The 17,782-nt window shown below is 45.9% G+C and carries 13 protein-coding genes and 1 tRNA gene; 2 read left to right on the plus strand and 12 right to left on the minus strand.

What is annotated here, in order from left to right; translation table 11 throughout:
• Nucleotides 1–203: 203 nt before the first annotated feature.
• The 3 genes from M3629_RS17220 to M3629_RS17235 form a co-directional block, all read right to left on the minus strand.
• The gene (locus tag M3629_RS17220) at nucleotides 204–4,142 is read right to left on the minus strand and encodes a S8 family serine peptidase (RefSeq protein ID WP_285888890.1); all 3,939 of its coding nucleotides are present in this window, start codon (nucleotides 4,140–4,142) and stop codon (nucleotides 204–206) included.
• 439 nt (nucleotides 4,143–4,581) lie between these two features.
• Complete coding sequence (locus M3629_RS17230; protein ID WP_353056755.1) at nucleotides 4,582–5,376, minus strand: class I SAM-dependent methyltransferase; 795 nt, start codon at nucleotides 5,374–5,376, stop codon at nucleotides 4,582–4,584.
• A 379-nt stretch (nucleotides 5,377–5,755) separates the two neighbouring features.
• Nucleotides 5,756–5,829 (minus strand) — tRNA-Arg (locus M3629_RS17235).
• Nucleotides 5,830–6,120: 291 nt separating this feature from the next.
• Between M3629_RS17235 and M3629_RS17240 the strand changes: the two genes are divergently transcribed.
• Nucleotides 6,121–6,414 carry a DUF4870 domain-containing protein gene (locus M3629_RS17240; RefSeq protein ID WP_145335335.1) on the plus strand — a complete coding sequence of 98 codons (294 nt, stop codon included), beginning with the start codon at nucleotides 6,121–6,123 and terminating at the stop codon, nucleotides 6,412–6,414.
• A gap of 221 nt (nucleotides 6,415–6,635) precedes the next feature.
• On the opposite strand, the gene M3629_RS17245 is transcribed toward M3629_RS17240, so the two are convergent.
• Nucleotides 6,636–6,992 carry a hypothetical protein gene (locus tag M3629_RS17245; RefSeq protein ID WP_090919153.1) on the minus strand — a complete coding sequence of 119 codons (357 nt, stop codon included), beginning with the start codon at nucleotides 6,990–6,992 and terminating at the stop codon, nucleotides 6,636–6,638.
• A gap of 75 nt (nucleotides 6,993–7,067) precedes the next feature.
• Nucleotides 7,068–7,367 carry a hypothetical protein gene (locus M3629_RS17250; protein WP_090919156.1) on the minus strand — a complete coding sequence of 100 codons (300 nt, stop codon included), beginning with the start codon at nucleotides 7,365–7,367 and terminating at the stop codon, nucleotides 7,068–7,070.
• A 193-nt stretch (nucleotides 7,368–7,560) separates the two neighbouring features.
• Between M3629_RS17250 and asnB the strand changes: the two genes are divergently transcribed.
• Nucleotides 7,561–9,405, plus strand: coding sequence for an asparagine synthase (glutamine-hydrolyzing) (gene asnB, locus M3629_RS17255; RefSeq protein WP_251509259.1), 1,845 nt, complete (start codon nucleotides 7,561–7,563; stop codon nucleotides 9,403–9,405).
• A 154-nt stretch (nucleotides 9,406–9,559) separates the two neighbouring features.
• Here the strand turns inward: asnB and M3629_RS17260 are convergent, their stop codons facing one another.
• The 7 genes from M3629_RS17260 to M3629_RS17290 all read right to left on the minus strand — a co-directional run bounded on the left by M3629_RS17260 (nucleotide 9,560) and on the right by M3629_RS17290 (nucleotide 17,781).
• On the minus strand, nucleotides 9,560–11,314 hold the full coding sequence (locus M3629_RS17260) for a methyl-accepting chemotaxis protein (protein ID WP_251508713.1): 1,755 nt from the start codon (nucleotides 11,312–11,314) through the stop codon (nucleotides 9,560–9,562).
• Nucleotides 11,315–11,596: 282 nt separating this feature from the next.
• Nucleotides 11,597–12,460: an STM4011 family radical SAM protein gene (locus tag M3629_RS17265; RefSeq protein ID WP_251508715.1), complete on the minus strand. Its 864-nt coding sequence runs from the start codon at nucleotides 12,458–12,460 to the stop codon at nucleotides 11,597–11,599.
• Nucleotides 12,457–13,842, minus strand: coding sequence for an STM4012 family radical SAM protein (locus tag M3629_RS17270; protein WP_251508717.1), 1,386 nt, complete (start codon nucleotides 13,840–13,842; stop codon nucleotides 12,457–12,459). Before M3629_RS17270 ends, M3629_RS17265 begins: the two co-directional genes overlap by 4 nt.
• A gap of 13 nt (nucleotides 13,843–13,855) precedes the next feature.
• Nucleotides 13,856–14,641: an STM4013/SEN3800 family hydrolase gene (locus M3629_RS17275; protein WP_251508719.1), complete on the minus strand. Its 786-nt coding sequence runs from the start codon at nucleotides 14,639–14,641 to the stop codon at nucleotides 13,856–13,858.
• Nucleotides 14,634–15,920, minus strand: a complete 1,287-nt coding sequence (locus M3629_RS17280) for an STM4014 family protein (protein ID WP_285888892.1) — start codon at nucleotides 15,918–15,920, stop codon at nucleotides 14,634–14,636. Before M3629_RS17280 ends, M3629_RS17275 begins: the two co-directional genes overlap by 8 nt.
• Nucleotides 15,921–16,763 (minus strand): STM4015 family protein, encoded by an 843-nt coding sequence (locus M3629_RS17285; RefSeq protein ID WP_251508721.1) that lies wholly within the window; start codon nucleotides 16,761–16,763, stop codon nucleotides 15,921–15,923.
• Nucleotides 16,764–17,157: 394 nt separating this feature from the next.
• Nucleotides 17,158–17,781, minus strand: a complete 624-nt coding sequence (locus tag M3629_RS17290; protein ID WP_251508723.1) for an XTP/dITP diphosphatase — start codon at nucleotides 17,779–17,781, stop codon at nucleotides 17,158–17,160.
• Nucleotide 17,782: the final 1 nt, after the last annotated feature.

Raw genomic sequence — 17,782 nt, forward strand, 5'->3', positions numbered from 1 at the left:
CTATCCTTCCCTGGAAGCAACAACAAAAAACGGCCTCCCCCTGTACGCTTAACAGGGGGAGGCCGTTTTTTTCCTATGTCCCGATTACCGGCTTCACGCCGGTCAGGGGACGAGGCACTACTTTTCCCAAACTATCCGCTTGAAGTAACAGCTTTAGCTCAAAACCAATACTTTTACCTGATTACCATAAATGCGTACTGCCCTTACTTCACCTTCACCGTAATGGTATTGGTAGTTGTCACTCCTGCAGCGTTAAGCAGCTCGGCACGGTACGTATACGTACCAGATGCTTTGCCTTTTACTGCGGTTACCGCAAATTGAGGCAGCGGCGTGGTAGCTTTGAGTGACTGTGTATCAATCAACTCATCATTCTCATAGAGACGATATTCGGTTGCGTTGGTTCCCCACCACAAGTTCATCATCACTTTGTAGTTGCCGTCCACATCCCAGTTATCATGAGAGAGTACTGCTTTGCCAGGCAAAGCATCGGTTACCCGTACAGTCAGCGTCTGGCTGCGCGTTACGCCCTTGTCATTGGCCAACTCGGCAACATACGTGTAGGTACCATTGGTTTTACCTTTAATTTTCGTTTGAGCAAACTGAGCCCAAGGTGCGTTATAAGTCAATTTTTGCGTATCAACCAATACATCATCCTCATACAACTTGTAACTCGTCGCATTCTCACCCCACCACATGTTCATGGACACCGTATAATCGCCCCCTAACAGACCGTTCACAAAGCCGTTATTGTGGGACAACGTAGGTGTTCCAGGCACTTTCGTAGCTGGTGTTTCAGGTTCAGTCTGTGCAGATTCCACTGTAATCGTTGTGCTAGCCGTACCAACAAGACCTTGCTCGTCTTTTACCGTTGTTTCCACCGTGTACGTGCCGCCTTCAACACCTTCCAATGGATATTGGAAGCTACCGTCCGCCTGAACATTAAACGTACCTTCTTTCAACGTTGAGCCATCTTCTTTTTTCACCATGTAGGATGCTTTAAGCGCTGTCGTCGGATCGAGCGTAATGCTCCACCCTTTAGCCAGTGCAGGCGCAGCACGGAAATAGAGATCATCTACCGTACCACCGATTACAACAGCATCCTCCGCCTTGAACTCCAATGATTCCGGAGCAGTTACTGCCGGAGCTGTCTTTTTAACCAAAAATGGAGGTGTATCTTCCTTATACGTCTTGCCATCCGTGCCAATGGTTGTGATATCTACGGTATACAAACCATCCGCAAGTTCGGTGACTTCTTCCGTTGTGTAATCCGAATACTGACCATCCCAGGCCAGCGTGTATCTGGCATTTGCGTTGAAGTTATAGTAATTACCAAAGATCGAGCCAATGTATCCATCCTGATAGTGACCACCTTCAGGATCAAGGCCGTTATAAATCTCAATGAGTGCAAACGTCATTGGATTATGGAATTCCATTGCAACGTTCAACGTATCCAGGGAACCGTCTGCCTTCAACGGATAATAAAACGGATTTTTTGCAGTTCCTTTTACCGTTTCAATGTATTTCACGCCGCTTGAAGTCACATTAAAGTGAGCCACATACGGTACAGTAAACGTGTTGGTTCCATTTGTAATTTCAATGTAGCCCTGTGCCTCGGTTAGTGCAGTGACACCGCGAGGAACCGTAACCGTTACAGCGAGCTCTTCTTCCCCATTCAGTGTGAATGAAGTTTTATCAACGGCAACAGTTACTCCAGGAACGGTACGAGTCGGATTCACATTCACTGTGTACTCGCCGCCACTTCCGTTCAAAGCCTGGACCTGGATCGTTTTGGTTACTGTTTTCTCATCCGTACTTAAGAAGTTACCGTAGTTAATGCTTCCTGTGATGTTTTCTTTCTCGACAATTGCTCCACTCTCGGTATACTGGGTCACATCCATGACTTTAACGAAAACGGCTGGATCAATGGATTTCACCGCTTGAATCCGGCCTGCACCTTGATCAAACACATCATATTTAGCTGTATCCATGATCTTGGCATTATTCATCAAAGCAACCTTGACATCAAAAGGTGTCCAGTCCGGGTGCTTTTCAAGCAACAGTGCAGCCAGACCCGCTACGTGCGGTGCAGCCATACTTGTTCCACTTTTGCGATCGTACGCTTGGGAATAGTCGGCTCCTGGCTCATCTTTACCATAAGCAGGAATGGTGGATAAAATGTTGGAGCCTGGTGCAACAACATCCGGTTTGATATCCAACGTTACTTTTGCAGGCCCGCGGGAACTGGAAGAACTCATCTCATCCCCTGGTGTCTGACTGCGCTCAAAATCACTGAAGCTTACTTCAACAGGTTGCCCTGCGTCTAATTGAGCTTTAACCACTTCACCATCTTCCTTCGACATGCTCAGTGTCGGAATCAGGTCGAAGTTGTCACCAAGACTTACGCCAATCGGGCCAGGAATATTGTTATACACAATAACTGCCACGACTCCCGCCGCTTTGGCATTGGCAATTTTCTCGACAAAAGCAAGTTCTCCACGTTGAATCAACGCGACTTTGCCTGTAAAATCTTTCCCTTCGAAATCAGCAGGTTTACCCAGAGCAGCAAATTGAACGTTATACCGATCTGTTAAAACCACTTCAGGATCAGCCGCAAGGCTCCATCCCATCACATCCAGACGGTATACAGATTCAGTAACAGCTAAAGGTATTTGCTCTGTATTCGCTGGAGCTCCTGTTGCGGGAGCAGCCGCTTCGTCCACAGTTTCATTGCCAGCATTGACTACTGGGGTCTCAGCTTGATCAGATTCAGGCTGTGCAGATGCAGCATCTCCCACTTCGTCTCCCGATGTAGTCGCTTCCGCTTCACCTTCTGGTGCGGTTACTGGTGTAACGGCAGGTTCCTGCGTATCAGTTGCATTTCCCAATTCTGGAGTTTGCTCATTTTCTGGAGCTGGCTGTTGCTCAGGCGCCGCTTCCTCACCTATTTCACCAATCCAGAAATGTGTATTCGCCGTAATGACCTGACTAGGCCCTGTAGAGTTACCTACGGTAATTGCCATAGCCGAAGCACCCGGAGAACCCAGGGTATAACGATTAGGACCGCTGTTACCACTGGAGACAACCGCAGTTACACCAGACAACATCGCGTTGTTCAATGCAACCGAAGTGACATAGCTAGGATCATTGTTTGCAGCACCAAGGGACAGGTTAATAACATCCATTCCATCGGCTACCGAACGATCAATTCCGCCCAGTACCCAGGATGTCTGTCCACTGCCATATGGCCCTAAAACACGGTAAGCATAAATATCCGCTTCAGGAGCGATACCCACAATGCCATAGTCCCCTGCTTCACGAGCAGCTACTGTTCCTGAGACATGTGTACCATGAGAAGTATAATAAGAGCTTCCTCTGTCATCAAACTCAGGCTGGCCCGATGCTTTCCAATCCTGGTAGGTGGCTTCATATGGATCATTATCGTTATCTACAAAATCCCACCCGCCTTTATAAGCATCGCGAAGATTCGGGTGTGTATAATCAATCCCGGTATCAATAACGCCAACTTTTACACCTTTTCCTTTATACCCTAAATCCCATACTTCAGGTGCTCCGATAAATGGAGCTGTATCTTTCATGTGTGGATTCACTTCGCCTTTATCTGGGGCAAGCTTCACTTCATAGTCAGGATAGACACTGACTACGCCTGGTATTTGAAGCAATTGTCCCAATTGGTTCCCCTTCACTTCAAGGGCTACACCATTCAAGGCATATGCATAGTTGTCCAGCACTTCGTGTTTGATTTTTTTCTGAGTGAGGCTATGTACAAATGACTGTTGTTGGTCTTCAACTTGAGTCACAGCCTTTGTTTCCATAGAGGAGGTAAATGATCTTCCTGAGAGGGTTGATTCGCCTTGTGCTACAGCAACAGGTTTGTTAGAAAGCTCAACAATGACTCGTGTGTTCTCTCCACCAAGACCATTCAGGCTTTCATCCAAAACTGGATCGGCAGCAATTCGAGCTTCCCTATTGGCAAGCACTTCTCTCATTTGCTTTGCTTTGGTGCTGTTTAATGTGTTATCCAGTTGAATTGCGGAATCCGCAGAAGCGGCTCCAGCTGCAGGCAGGATAAGGGAAAAAACCATAAGGACACTCATTAACATAGATATTAATCGTTTATTCAAGGCTATGCCCTCCTTCTTCGTGTAGATGCCTCACCAATGGGATCTTGCTGCCAGAAGCACTGCAATACTTTCGACCAAGTTCACCGCCAATCTGCAAGATGTTTGACCCCTGGTAAATTATTCTACCAAAATATCACAAATTCCTTCTAAATACTTACATTATGCTATAGAAATTACTTATATGGGTCTTTGGTAGGGCAAATATTCGCATTTGTATATTTTTGTCGTTTGGATATTCAAATTTTAAATTTCCGGTATGAAAACAGGAAAAAACCACGCTTTTCTGAACGAAAGAAAGGCATGGTTCTTTCCTGTTTTCATTGGGGATTTTCAGGTTCCATTGGATTTAAACTATTTTACTAATGTAAGAATTGAGAGAAAAATATTGCAAGTTAAACAATTTAAATTCATATAACATCAACTTTAAGTAGTTTAATGCTTAAACTTCCGGTTTGAATGCTTCGATACGAAGGCGTTTGTAATCCGCATAGATCGCTTCGTTTTTCCACAGCTTAGGAATCACGATCTCGCTAATCTCCTGACACCATTCCTTCACCTGCTCAGAGCTGAAACCCTCAAAATAGTCATCTCCAAAATGAGCCAACCAGCCTATGATTCCATCTTCCCCATCTGCTAGTTTGGTAGGACGGTCATAGTGATAGGCCTGACGAACCACAAAGCCTCTGTCTTCCAAAAGAGTGCTGTATTGTGCAATTGTCGGAAAATACCATGGATTACGTTCGGAAGCCTTGATCCCTGTATGCCGTTCCAGCACTTCCTCCAGTGCGTTAACGATGATCTGCACATTCCCTTTACCGCCAAATTCGGCCACAAATCGTCCTCCAGGCTTCAGTGCATGCCACACACCGTCTACGACATTTCGAGGCTTTCGCATCCAGTGCAACGCAGCGTTAGAAAAGACCGCATCGTACTGTCGCTCTGTTTCGAACTGCTGACCATCCGCTTCCCAGAACTCCAATTCCGGAAACTTTTTTTTCGCTTGAGCAATCATGTCTGAGGAAGCATCTATGCCAGTCACTGCTACCCCGTATTGGGAAATCTCATGCGTTAAATCACCGGTTCCACAGCCAAGGTCAAGGATAGATTCTCCTTCTGTCGGACGAAGCCAGGGTATGAGACTTTTTCCATACTCCGATACAAAAGCCAGTTGATTGTCATACTCTTGCGCCTGCCACTGATTAATTGATTTCATCTGCTCCACCGTCGCTTTCACTGTTGATATCCTCATTGTGGCACAGATTTTCTTATTGATAAAATATATATATTCTATTTCACTTATAGGAAAAAACAATTAAACAACAGTATTGTAAGCAGAACCTATGCTTAGCTCGATGAAGGATAAAGATGAAGGAGAAATATGCACATCACATGAATCCTATCGATGCGGATGCTCCGACGAACCCATTGAGGTTCTCATCCCTAGAACGAAAAAAGCTTCCCGAAGGAAGCTTTTCTACTGACGTCCCAGGAGGGATACTCTCCTTCCAGTCGAGACTGCGAAGTTCATGCTATCGATGCGGATGCACCGACGAACCCATTGGGCTTCTCATCCCTAGAACGCAAAAAGCTTCCCGAAGGAAGCTTTCTACTGACGTCCCAGGAGGGATTCGAACCCCCGACCGACGGCTTAGAAGGCCGTTGCTCTATCCTGCTGAGCTACTGAGACAAATATGTACAATAAAATTCGGCACGATCTCTATTATACTCCGATTTCTATTTTTAGCAATAGTTTTATTGAAAATTAATAATGCATCCTAATAACAACCAGCGTCGTATGAGTATGTATACTTAGACAACAAGCCGAATAAGGTAATCTGTTTGAGGCAATATTGAATAATAACGAGGCCTATCGAATCAGAAGTACTTCTACCAAGTGTATACTTATTCACCTCCCTCCCATCTGGGTAATTTGTTGCATACATACATTTATGAAATTCTATTAAAGGAGAGAATATTTATGAGACAACTTCTATCATCACTATCCTACTTCAGCATTTTCTTTGCCCCGTTTCTGTTTCCCATAATTGTATGGATTGTGGCGAGAGATGAATACATTGCAGGACATGCAAAACGCGCACTTTTCTCCCATGTATTTCCTTTCCTTGCCGCAATCCCGCTACTGTATTTCTTCATAACAGCCCACAGTTTAGCATCAGCAATCGGGTTTGTCGTTCTGTTCTTTGTCATATACGGCTTGAGTTTTGTATACAATGTGGTAAAAGGAATTCAAGTTCTACGTGAATATTACTGATAATACTGAATGTTACTATAATACTAGCGCATCGATATCAAAGTATGCCCTACCACAAACAACCCGCTATGATGTTACGGCGGGTTGTTTGTCCATCAACATTACTCTTTATTCTGCATACGTTACGCTACGTTGTTTTCTGTTACTCGAAACTTCCTCTACTTCACATCCCATTTCTTCACTACCCTAACACTTATCACTTGTACAATTGTGCTATCTGATTACCCCTGACCAATCAGGTACCGTTGCAGCGTAGGGCCAAGCAATCCAAAAGCAAACAAATTACTTTGAAATTGAGCTTTATCCTCTTCTGCCGTAATACCCTCGCTATTTTCAAATGCTGTTTCCGTCGCATCTTCAAAGGCGGTATGCATGTTGTTGTTATACCAGTCAATGGCTCCATCCGAGTGATTCCGCACAATACGTACCACTTGCAGTTCATTGGCGGGCTGAGTACTAGCTACATATACAAGTAATGATGGATCTCCCGCATTGCCAGGCTGTACTTCAACCTCTGCACAAGATAACCCGTCCACTTCCGTTAATCTGCGTATTTTAGCGTCCTGAATGGCATACATCGTCATCTTCTCCTTTTGTTCTGATCATTTGCAATTGTATTAATTGCTTCGTTTTCATCATGTTGCTCACTCTGTTCATGTCGTTTGTTCAATCTGGTGCTTGGTCTCTGGCGTTCCCAACCGGTAAATTTCCCGATATACCTGTTGCAAAACAGTTTCATAAGCACGATTCACATCATGTTCTGGCGTGTCCGGCCAAGGAAATACCATTCCTGGAAAAGCTTCTTCTTCCTTTTCCTGCATAAGATATAGCAATCCCAGTAAATGTTCGGCTTCCTGCGGCGTTGCCTGAATCACCCATTCATATGACGTTACAGACGAATCCGGTATGACAGAGCGGCCCATGACGGACACATAATAGTTGGTCCTGTCCATTGCATGCACTCCCCTTCACAGGCGCTTAAAGCTGTTATCCCTACATGTAGTTTCCGAAGAGGACAGACATTTTATGCCTGCATTCGGCATATATTTGTTACGACCTCTGACGAAAAAGACAACATTCGCTAACTGCTTCCGATTTTTGGAAGCATACGGATGAATGACTCGATCAAGAAAGGATGAACAAACCATGTGCGGTATAACCGGCTTCGTACAGTGGAATCGGGATTTGACACAGGAATCGGAGTTGCTCGTTCGGATGACGAATAGCTTATCGAACCGTGGCCCCGACGCTTCGGGTACATGGATTTCCAACCCCTGTGCTTTTGGACATCGCCGCCTCAGCGTAATGGACCCGGAGAACGGGGCACAGCCCATGCATGCGTTACAAGGAGACACCTCCTATACCGTTGTGTATAACGGAGAACTATACAATGCACCCGAATTAAAAAAAGAGTTGCTTCAGCGTGGGCACCATTTCCGTACGCAATGTGACACAGAAGTTCTGCTCGCTTCGTATATCGAATGGGGGCCGGTATGTGTTGAAAAGTTTAACGGTATCTTTGCTTTTGCAATATGGGACGGCGCAAGAGAACAGGTCTTCTTAGCCCGTGACCGGCTGGGCGTCAAACCTCTGTTTTACAGTAATGCAAAAGATACACTTGTATTTGGTTCAGAACCCAAAGCGTTGCTCCTTCATCCAGATGTGGAAGCTGCAGTAGGACCCGAAGGACTCGCCGAAGTATTTATTGTAGGACCTGCACGAACACCAGGACATGGCGTGTACTCTTCACTTCATGAACTGAAGCCCGCTCACGCCATGATATACAGCCGGAATGGGATCAAGACCTATGCCTATTGGAAGTTAGAATCGGTTCAACACGAACATAATCTGGAAGAGACCGCAGTTGAAGTACGCCGTCTGTTGCAGGATACGCTAGAACGCCAGTTAGCTTCCGATGTTCCTGTATGTTCTCTTTTATCCGGCGGCCTTGACTCAAGTGCTTTATCAGCTTTGGCTGTCGATTATTATAATCGAACAGGGCAAGGTCAAGTGAGTACGTATTCGGTTGATTATGTGGATAATGCGAAACACTTTCAAGCCCATTCCTTTCAGCCCGGGGCCGATGGCCCATGGATTCAGCGGATGGTGGATGAGCTCAAAACCGATCATCACTGGATCGAGATTGAAAATGGTGAACTCGTTCATGCACTGACTCAAGCTATGCTGGTAAGAGATTTGCCGGGTATGGCAGATGTCGATTCATCCTTGTATCTATTCTGTAAAGAGATCAAAAAGGGAGCAACTGTCGCCATCTCCGGCGAAGCTGCTGACGAGGTATTCGGCGGGTACCCGTGGTTCCACCGAGATGAAATGCTGAATTCAGGTACATTCCCTTGGTCCGTTGCACCCGACATGCGGGCAGGGCTGTTATCCCCAGACATTCGGGAGTGGATCAGACCGCTCGACTACCTTGCAGACCGATACTCGGATGCCGTAGCAGAGGTTCCGCTACTGGAAGGGGAAACAGGGAAAACAGCTCAGATGCGTGTTATGTCTTACTTGAATATTACCCGCTTCATGCCTACCCTGCTGGATCGCAAAGACCGGATGAGTATGGGTGCCGGTCTGGAAGTCCGCGTTCCTTATTGCGATCATCGGCTGATCCAATACGTGTTTAACATTCCCTGGGAAATGAAAATCACCGGCGGAAGAGAGAAAGGAATTTTACGAAAAGCGCTTGAAGGTGTCCTGCCGGACGATGTGTTATATCGTAAAAAGAGCCCCTATCCCAAAACACATAATCCTCAGTATCTTGCAGCAGTCAAGCAGCAGGTCCTTGAAATACTGGATGATCCAACATCACCAATACTGCCTCTTATCGACAAAGTACAGATTCGTAATCTTGCCTCTTCACCAGATGCTTCATCCAATCTGCCGTGGTTTGGACAATTAATGTCAGGGCCCCAGTTGTTCGCTTATCTGACTCAAATCAATAGCTGGCTGAAAACATATAACGTTGCGATCCGATAATTCAATTCGCCTTCTTTCACGTACAACTTTAAGCACTGCACTTCCCTGTAAGCTATCCTGATAATTAGAGCGTTCATCCACAAAACCACAATAAAAAATGCCCCGTACCATTAACATGGTGCAGGGGCATTTCTCATATTTACCTTTTCTTAAATTAAGAAACTTTAAAACGAGCAACAGACTGCTGTAACATCTCCGCCATAGATGAAAGATCATTCGCAGCCGATGCAATCTCTTGCATTGCAGACAATTGTTCTTCGGTTGTTGCACTTACTTCTTCTGTGCCCGCTGCGCCGTTCTCCGTTACGTCCATGATTGATTTCATAGACGCATTAATCTGCTCTACACCAGCATTCATCTGTTCAATGGAAGCAGACACCTCCTGCGCTTGTCCCGCAACACCACTAACTGAAGTTCGAATGTGGTCAAAAGTAGATCCTGCCTGGTTCACTAATTGAATTCCCTCTTGCACCTCAGAAGATACCACACTCATCGAATGCGCAGCATTTCTCATGCCTGTCTCAATGGAAGAAACAAGTCCGACAATTTCTCCTGCAGACTGTGCAGATTGCTCTGACAATTTTCGAACCTCGGTAGCCACGACCTGGAATCCTCTTCCGTGCTCTCCAGCTCTCGCCGCTTCAATGGCTGCGTTAAGAGATAACAGATTCGTCTGGGCAGATATTTCCGAGATCGCGTCTACCATTTTCACAATATCTGTCGAGTGCTTACTGAGTTCTTCAATAACTCCTGCAAGGCTCGAAACTGTATTCTGAATGGAATTCATCTGACCAACCGCTGTGCGAATGGATTCACTACCCGATATCGTCTGAGCAGAAGCTTCAGCAGCCTTCTCGGAAACAACAGTTGTATTTTCAGCCACTTGCCGGAAACCGGTTGCCAGCTCATTCATCGTCTGGAATCCTTCGCTGACCATACGAACCTGGGCATCCATCCCTGTTGCGATCTCACCCATCGTAGTGGCTACTTGTTCATTAGCTATAGCCGTCTGTTCGGTACTTGCCGTTAATTCTTCCGACGAAGCTGCTACACGTTCTGCACCATCATTCACCTGATGAATCAGCGAACGCAAATTGACGGACATCACATTAAATGCTTCAGCCATCTCCCCGATCTCGTCTTTGTTACGAACCTTCAATGGTTCCCCTGTTAAGTCACCTTCAGCAATACGGCTAGCGGCTTGTGCAACAGCCTGCACCGGTTTGGAGATCATTCGGCCGATGATCGTTGCGATTGCTAAACCAATAAGAATAGACACGATACCTAGGATAATGATCAATCGAAGAACCGTAGCTGTCTGGACATTGGCCGCGGCGATCCCTTCATCCATTGCTTTTTGTTGATGATTTTCCATCGACTCGACAATGTTTTCAAATTCAGTAATAAGCGGCGGGACGGTATTCTCCATTAACCCGGATATTTCCTCCACATTCCCTTGCTTAGTCAAAGACATTATATTTTTGGCAATGTCATAATATTTGATCATCAATTCGCTCGAGTCTGCCAGATATTGCTTCATATTGGAACTCGTAACTGTCGCTTTTAAATCTTCGCTCAATTTTATGTAATCTTCATACGCTTGCTGAAATGCGTCCTCATTCTCCTGACCAGGTTTCATGATGTAATTCCTGAGAGCCACTTGTTGTGATTTCAGGTCAATCGTCATATTTTTGATTTTAAGCAGTTTGCTTGTTCTATCATTGATTAAATCGGTGTACGTTTTCTCCAAACTCACAAATTGAAAGTATGAGATAGCTGTAACCGCTATCAACAACAATAGAACGGATGAAAAACCGACAAGCAATTTTCGACTGATGGATATCCTTTTCACTTTGAGTTCCTCCCGAATTTCGATACAAGTATGTAAAAATAATTTATATTTTTTCATACTCACCTCCTAAAAATAAGACTAAAGACCCAATAAAATATATAAGATAATATAATAAATATATATATCATCTAATAAACAGGTCTTTATTCCTAATTAATACTAACCCAAAACCACCAAAACTTGAATCAGAAATTATTTTGAATTTTCAATAATATAAGTCAAGACCTATTTACCAAGGATTTTGGGATCATTCCTTTATTACAAAAAATAAAAAACACCTTCCAGTACACTTGCAAACAAACCTTACGGTTTGAAACAAGTACTTCCTGAAAGATGAGTTTATAGATGAATGAAGGTCGGATTCCTCTCTAGCAGTCCTGTGCCAAATGTTTCTCTAAACGGGAAATCCTGCATATGAATATAACCGATGTAACAACCGCATTTTTTCATACCACAAGGCCGGTCTTTAGCCAAAGCCTGTAAGCCGTCACGATAGAGGTGCCCAATAATCCGGCGATCTTTGTAACACCTTTTCACATGTCCCGAGCCTTGAACATAAAATATATCCGAGCCTGCGGCACAGCGTTTGTCCAAGCTGTCATAGTCCTGCAAATTTCCTTCAAACAACGGGTCGATGTTCTTGAGATACTTTATTTCGTCGGGAGTGTAATAGTTCGGCCGATCTTTGAACGCATTGATCCACATATATACATCGCCAGGTAAGGCATTCCTCATGGATTCTATAGCCGGAAATGCACTACGTAGTCCAACCGTGCCGACGCTGAAAGACAGACCCATCTGACGTAATGTCATACATTGCTTCACAAATGAAGTCTCTTTGGTCTCACGAGGGTGATACGTCGCCCAGAAGGCTGCTTTGTCTACATGTAACTCACTTGCCCAATCCAGTTTCACAGAAAGGTTGGTCTGAATTGCCACCTTATCCACATGATTCATATGTGACAATTCAACCATCGCTTCCCGATACCAGCGTCGCACCAACGCTTCTCCGTAGGGGTTAAAGAATATCGAAAAACGATGCCCATGAGCCTCCTGTTCTCTAACCCAATTTACAAATTGGCGTAGCTGCTGTTCATCCACATTTAACGTTTCTTTGGAATCCACTGTTTTGCTGAACGGACAATAAGGACAGTCATAGTTACAAGAGGATAACTTCCCCCGGTAATACAGTGTCGCTCTCATGAGAAAACAAATCCTTCCATCTGTTCCCGAATATCCGCAGAAATAAGCCAGTCTCCAATGGCATCGGAATATCCAAGTCCATTCTCTGTCAAACGCAGTACTTGCTCAATTTCTTCGACATCGAAGCATGCCATCTCTTCGACCAACAATTCGTTCAGCCAAGGGTAGTCAAACATCGCATCTGTTCCGAACCTCTCCTGGTACGCGGACAACATGAGTCCTTCCCGATGCAGCAGCGCTTTTAATATGAATCGGCGTTTCTGCTCATCACGGCTTAACACAATGCCATAATCAGCCACATCATAACGCTCGGTGCCTACATAATCAGCAATAATGCTTTGTGTTGCCTTATAGGTCACACCGTATTTAGATGCATAATGAACCTCGCTCGTATAGGAACGGGCACCACATCCCAGACCGACCATGCCTTCTTCCTGACAACTGTACGGTAAAAGTGCTTTGGCAGAAGACTGCTCCTTGGCAAATCTGCGCATCGAATATTGGGTGTACCCTTTGCTTTTTAAAAGTTCACGTGCAACTTTGTAAAGTTGCATTCTTATATCCGGTCCTTGACGCTGAATATCCTCTGGCTTTACGATCGTATTTTCCCGTGTATATAAAGGATAAATAAATACTTCCCCCGGATTATAAGCCAGGACACGTTCAAGGGAATACATCCATGTCTCCTCCGTTTGTCCCGGTAAACCATAGATCAGATCCAGATTCAACAGCGGAAAATCATGACGGACCAGCTTCTCCAGAGCGCGTTCTACCTCTTGTGGTTTTTGCGGACGATAGATGGCGGAAGCCTCTGCTTCAATAAAACTTTGAATCCCCATACTCACCCGATCCACGCGCCGTTCCTTCAAGATGCTCAATTTGCCATCCGTAACGGTGTCAGGCGATGTCTCCACCGATATCGAAGCTTGAGAAGCATCCAGTCCCATCGTATGTTCAGCAATGTCAAACAGACGGCTTAGCTGTGTCTCATTCAACAATGTGGGAGTTCCTCCACCAATAGCAAACCTCGAATACGGTCTACGTGAAGTCACTGGCGCCCACTGCTTCGCTTGACGCTCAAGTGCGTCCACATACTGTTCATGGCTGTCCTGCCGCTTGTCCGGCAATGTGAAAAGGTTACAAAACCCGCAACGAGCGGCACAGAAAGGAATATGCATGTATAAAAAATAGGTTTCCGTGTCTTCCTTCTCCCACAGCGATTGCAACGGAATGGGCGGATTCAGTTCACGATATGCGGTCTTATGCGGGTAAGAGTACAGATAGGAACGATACGGAAATGTCAGCACATCACGAAGACGTTCTGCTGGATCGGAGCCAGAATGTGTGGCACCTGCTGTAGTTCGCTCTGCATACTCACTCATCGGGCTTCCCTCCTTATAAAATAAATTCACGATACGGCACCGTCCAAACAACATCATGCGCCAGCCGGTGTCCGTGATACCCATCCTCACCATAGGCGGTACCATGGTCAGAAAAAGCAAGGCAGAACGTTGGCCGTTCGCGCGCTCTCATCGCTTCAAACAAAGGTCCTAACGCCTTGTCCACATATCGCAATGCGGCTCGCTGCGTCTCTACCGAGTCTTCTCGGGCTCCCTCAACGAAGTATCGGTTGGGGCCGTGAATGGCAGAAACGTTCATGAAAAGAAAAAGCTTCTCGTCTGGCCCAGTCTGATCAAGTAACTTTAAGGCATGGTTGACTTGATTCTCTGTTGACCTTGGATTGGTAACCCCAAAATTCATGCGCCAATAACTTTGCTGAAAATAACCAGGCAGCACTTTGGCGAGAGGATTCTTTTTCGTAAAAAATATAACGCCACCGATACAGATCGTTCGGTACCCTTCAGCGGCAAATCCGGACACGATATCCGGAGTATCGAACAACCAAGTATGAGGATGGGTTTGAAGTCCGGTATTTCGAGAATGGAACAACCTCACATGCGATGCTTTGTCTGTATTGGCAGGTGTGGGCATAAAACCGCCAAAAAAAGCATGGTGAGCAGCATACGTAAAGCTCCCCGGGGTATGCCGTTTCTCCCACGAACCGGAGCCACACAGATTGGGGCAATGCTGTTCTTCCAGCTTGGCAACATCATATCGTAGCGTATCCAGTGTAATCATCAATATATCATGGGAGCCTACAATGGTGTTCATATCAGGCATGTCTAACAGGCTCCTTTCGCAAAAGCTCCATCTCCCATTCATACGGGGTCAACTCTTGATGTCTGACTCGGTATAACAAGTCTCCGAACGGGTTCACGTCCAGCACGTACGCTCGTGGTTCCATGCCACTGGTAAGCATCACATCAATGCCTGCCGACCATGAATTGGGAAAAGCCAGCATCGTATCCAGAGCCGCCTTCTGAATCATGGCCAGATGCGACTCGTTCAGACCAGCTTCTGCTGGCAGCATCCGCTCATTCCGTAAATGAAGATTGGTGATTGGTGTACGGCTAAGACGCATGACCGCATGACCAGCCTGCCCCGCCGCTACAAGTTGACGAATGTCATAAGCGCGTTGATTCAGTGTTGCTTTGGGCATCCACCGTTCTATCTGAGCTCCTTCAGCACAAAGCCAGTCGAGCAGTGTACGAATTTCTTCAGAATGTGTATACTTTTGCAGTTTACCTTCATTGTAAAAGAGCGTTTGACCCTGGCTGGTCTCCATACCTACGGTTGTCACAGCAATCTCTGCACCTGTTCGCGGATTCACCTGATACGCAACCACACCAGAAGCAGCCGAGCCACAGGCTAGCTTAACAAAAGCGCGATGCATCCGTGATGCATCCATCGCTGCTCGCAACTGTTCCCAGCACTGAATTGGCTCGGAAGAAGGTAATATCGGTGGTACCGTAATTCCATGACGCATGAGGTGAAGCTGGCATTCTCTTTTATCAAACATCATGCCAATCTCATCAGGATCATTCCAGAATTGCACATCAGGCCATACTTCACGCGCTTCTCGGGCAATTCGGTCAAGACAAACCTTCCAGCCTCTGAACCATTGGGCAGGCGCATAAATTCTGCCCCATTGTTGCTCTAATGTAAGCGTTGCTTCGGCAGAGAAAGATTCCCGTTTCAACTTTTGCAAGGAGGACGGCAGATCAGTTTCTACGCAGGCTTTCAATCCCTTAAAGCTCGGCACTTGATCGCTCAGCACTTTGCTGTCCGATACATCGTAGTCTGTTGCCCCGAGATGTAACAGCCCGCGTTCTACCTCCCAATCTTCCCCGGGAGCATCCAGTCGAATCAGCGGACTAGGTGAGATGAATTCCACAAGTTCGGCAAGACCGCCCCCTCGTCTCCAGGTTCGAAGAAGATTCTCATAAGACAACACCGTCGCAGGTTTCATCCCCATTTGTCTTCTGGCTTCTTGTATCCCTGCCGTTCGTCGATTATCTGGATTGCTAATTAATAACAGTTCCTTTTCATGCAACATCATTTATTCTGTCAGCATCGGGAAACGCCAGTCATCCTCATCACTTTCCTGTTGGTCACTGACATCCACGGATATGCCCAATTGATTAAAGCGCTCCATGACTTCATCCGTCATGAAGTGGTAGCTTAAGTCCAGATATTTCAACTGTTTAATTTTATCGCTGGCAAGCAGTGCCTCTGCACCTTCATCGGATAATGTGCCTTCGGAGAAATCAAGTATCTGAATCTGTTCCAAGATCGATGCATCTGCAGTAGCCTTGGCAATCTCATCCTGTATTTCGCTGTCCTTCAAACCAAGGTACTCCAGTTTAGGGAAACGTCCTTTTTCAAGCAATGGCAGTACGTCCTCTAATGAACCGTCAAATCCGTAGTCTTCCACACCCAAATACAGTTCGAGCTTGCGCAATTCGGGAAGTTCAGCAGAGGCAATGGAATGTAACACTTTTTTCGGAAGACCACCACAGATAATCACTAACTCTTCCAGCTTGCCGTGCTGAAGAGGCTCAAGTTCAAGTCCGCTACTGCCTTTGATGACAAACGAGGTCAAATTCGGAAAAGCTTGCAGAATTGGCGCAAGATTCGTCTGAACAATCCAGGAAACTTCGCACTCTTCGGACTCCATATCTCCGATAAACAATTGTTTTAGAGCCGGAAAACTTGGTGCAAGCTGAATTAACGTATCTTTGAATTCCTGCGGAGAATTTTCATAAGCTTGTCCCCAATCTCCAATGATCAGACTTTCCAGCGTAGCCGCTTCCGGTTTTGCTGCCAAATCTTGAAGAAGTGTCTCCATTCGAATACCTTCTTCATAGTCATCGTAATTTACAACCAGCTTCACTTCTTGCATGCCGAATCCCTCCCGTATAAGGTGTATCATCTTTCACTAATCTGAATGTTAACCCATACCCGGCATGACTTGCAACTTCTTCCAACCCCAGTCCCAATGCCATTCCCAATCGTGCAAACCACCTCCTGTTCGGTATAGGAAAAAGAACACACGTTCCCCATATCTATAATCCTTAATCAGTCATGATATCTAGGTACATGGAAGGACCACACTTGATTAGCTTAACAACGCATATCAAAAAGACGTTAACAGGGTAACAACCTTATTCTATCCCATAGGAATAAAAGTTGTTTCCATTAACGCCTTGATGAATTCAATGCTCCACTTGCTTCATACAATCAAGAAAGTCAATCGATTCAGCACACTAGCGAAGCATGTAGCCTACCTCGTTTTTTTATGCTTGCAAGCGGGAAACCAGTGCTCGCAGTGCATGACCCCGATGACTGATCGCTTGTTTTTGTTCCAACGTAAGTTCTGCCATCGTTTTCTCATACTCCGGCACATAGAAGAGGGGATCATATCCGAAGCCACCCTCACCTGCAGCATCAGCTGTAATCCAGCCATCAGCCGAACCTTCAGCTTCATACTTATCTCCACTTGCTGGATCGTAAAGCACCAGTGCGCACACAAATTGAGCAGGACTTAACAGCGGTTGCTGGGAATCCTCACCTGACTTTAGCGCAGCAAGAGCATCCAGTAGCTTGGCATTGTTCTGGGCGTCGGTTGCACCTTCACCAGCATATCTTGCGGAATAAACACCCGGTTCTCCGTTCAGCAAATCTACACAAAGTCCTGAATCGTCTGCCAGAACAGGAAGCCCGAGCGCATCACCGACGGTCTTTGCTTTTTTCCACGCATTCTCGGCAAAGGTAACACCATCTTCCACGACATCCGGCAGCTCCGGATAGTCAAACATGCTTTTGACCTCTTTGCCCAGCGGAGCAAAAGCATGCGCGAATTCACGCACTTTTCCTGCATTGCGGGTGGCAACAATGATAACCGGGCTGTCCAGACTCATC

Source organism: Paenibacillus polysaccharolyticus (genome assembly GCF_023714295.1).
In the GTDB taxonomy this organism is placed as follows: Bacteria; Bacillota; Bacilli; order Paenibacillales; family Paenibacillaceae; genus Paenibacillus; species Paenibacillus polysaccharolyticus_A.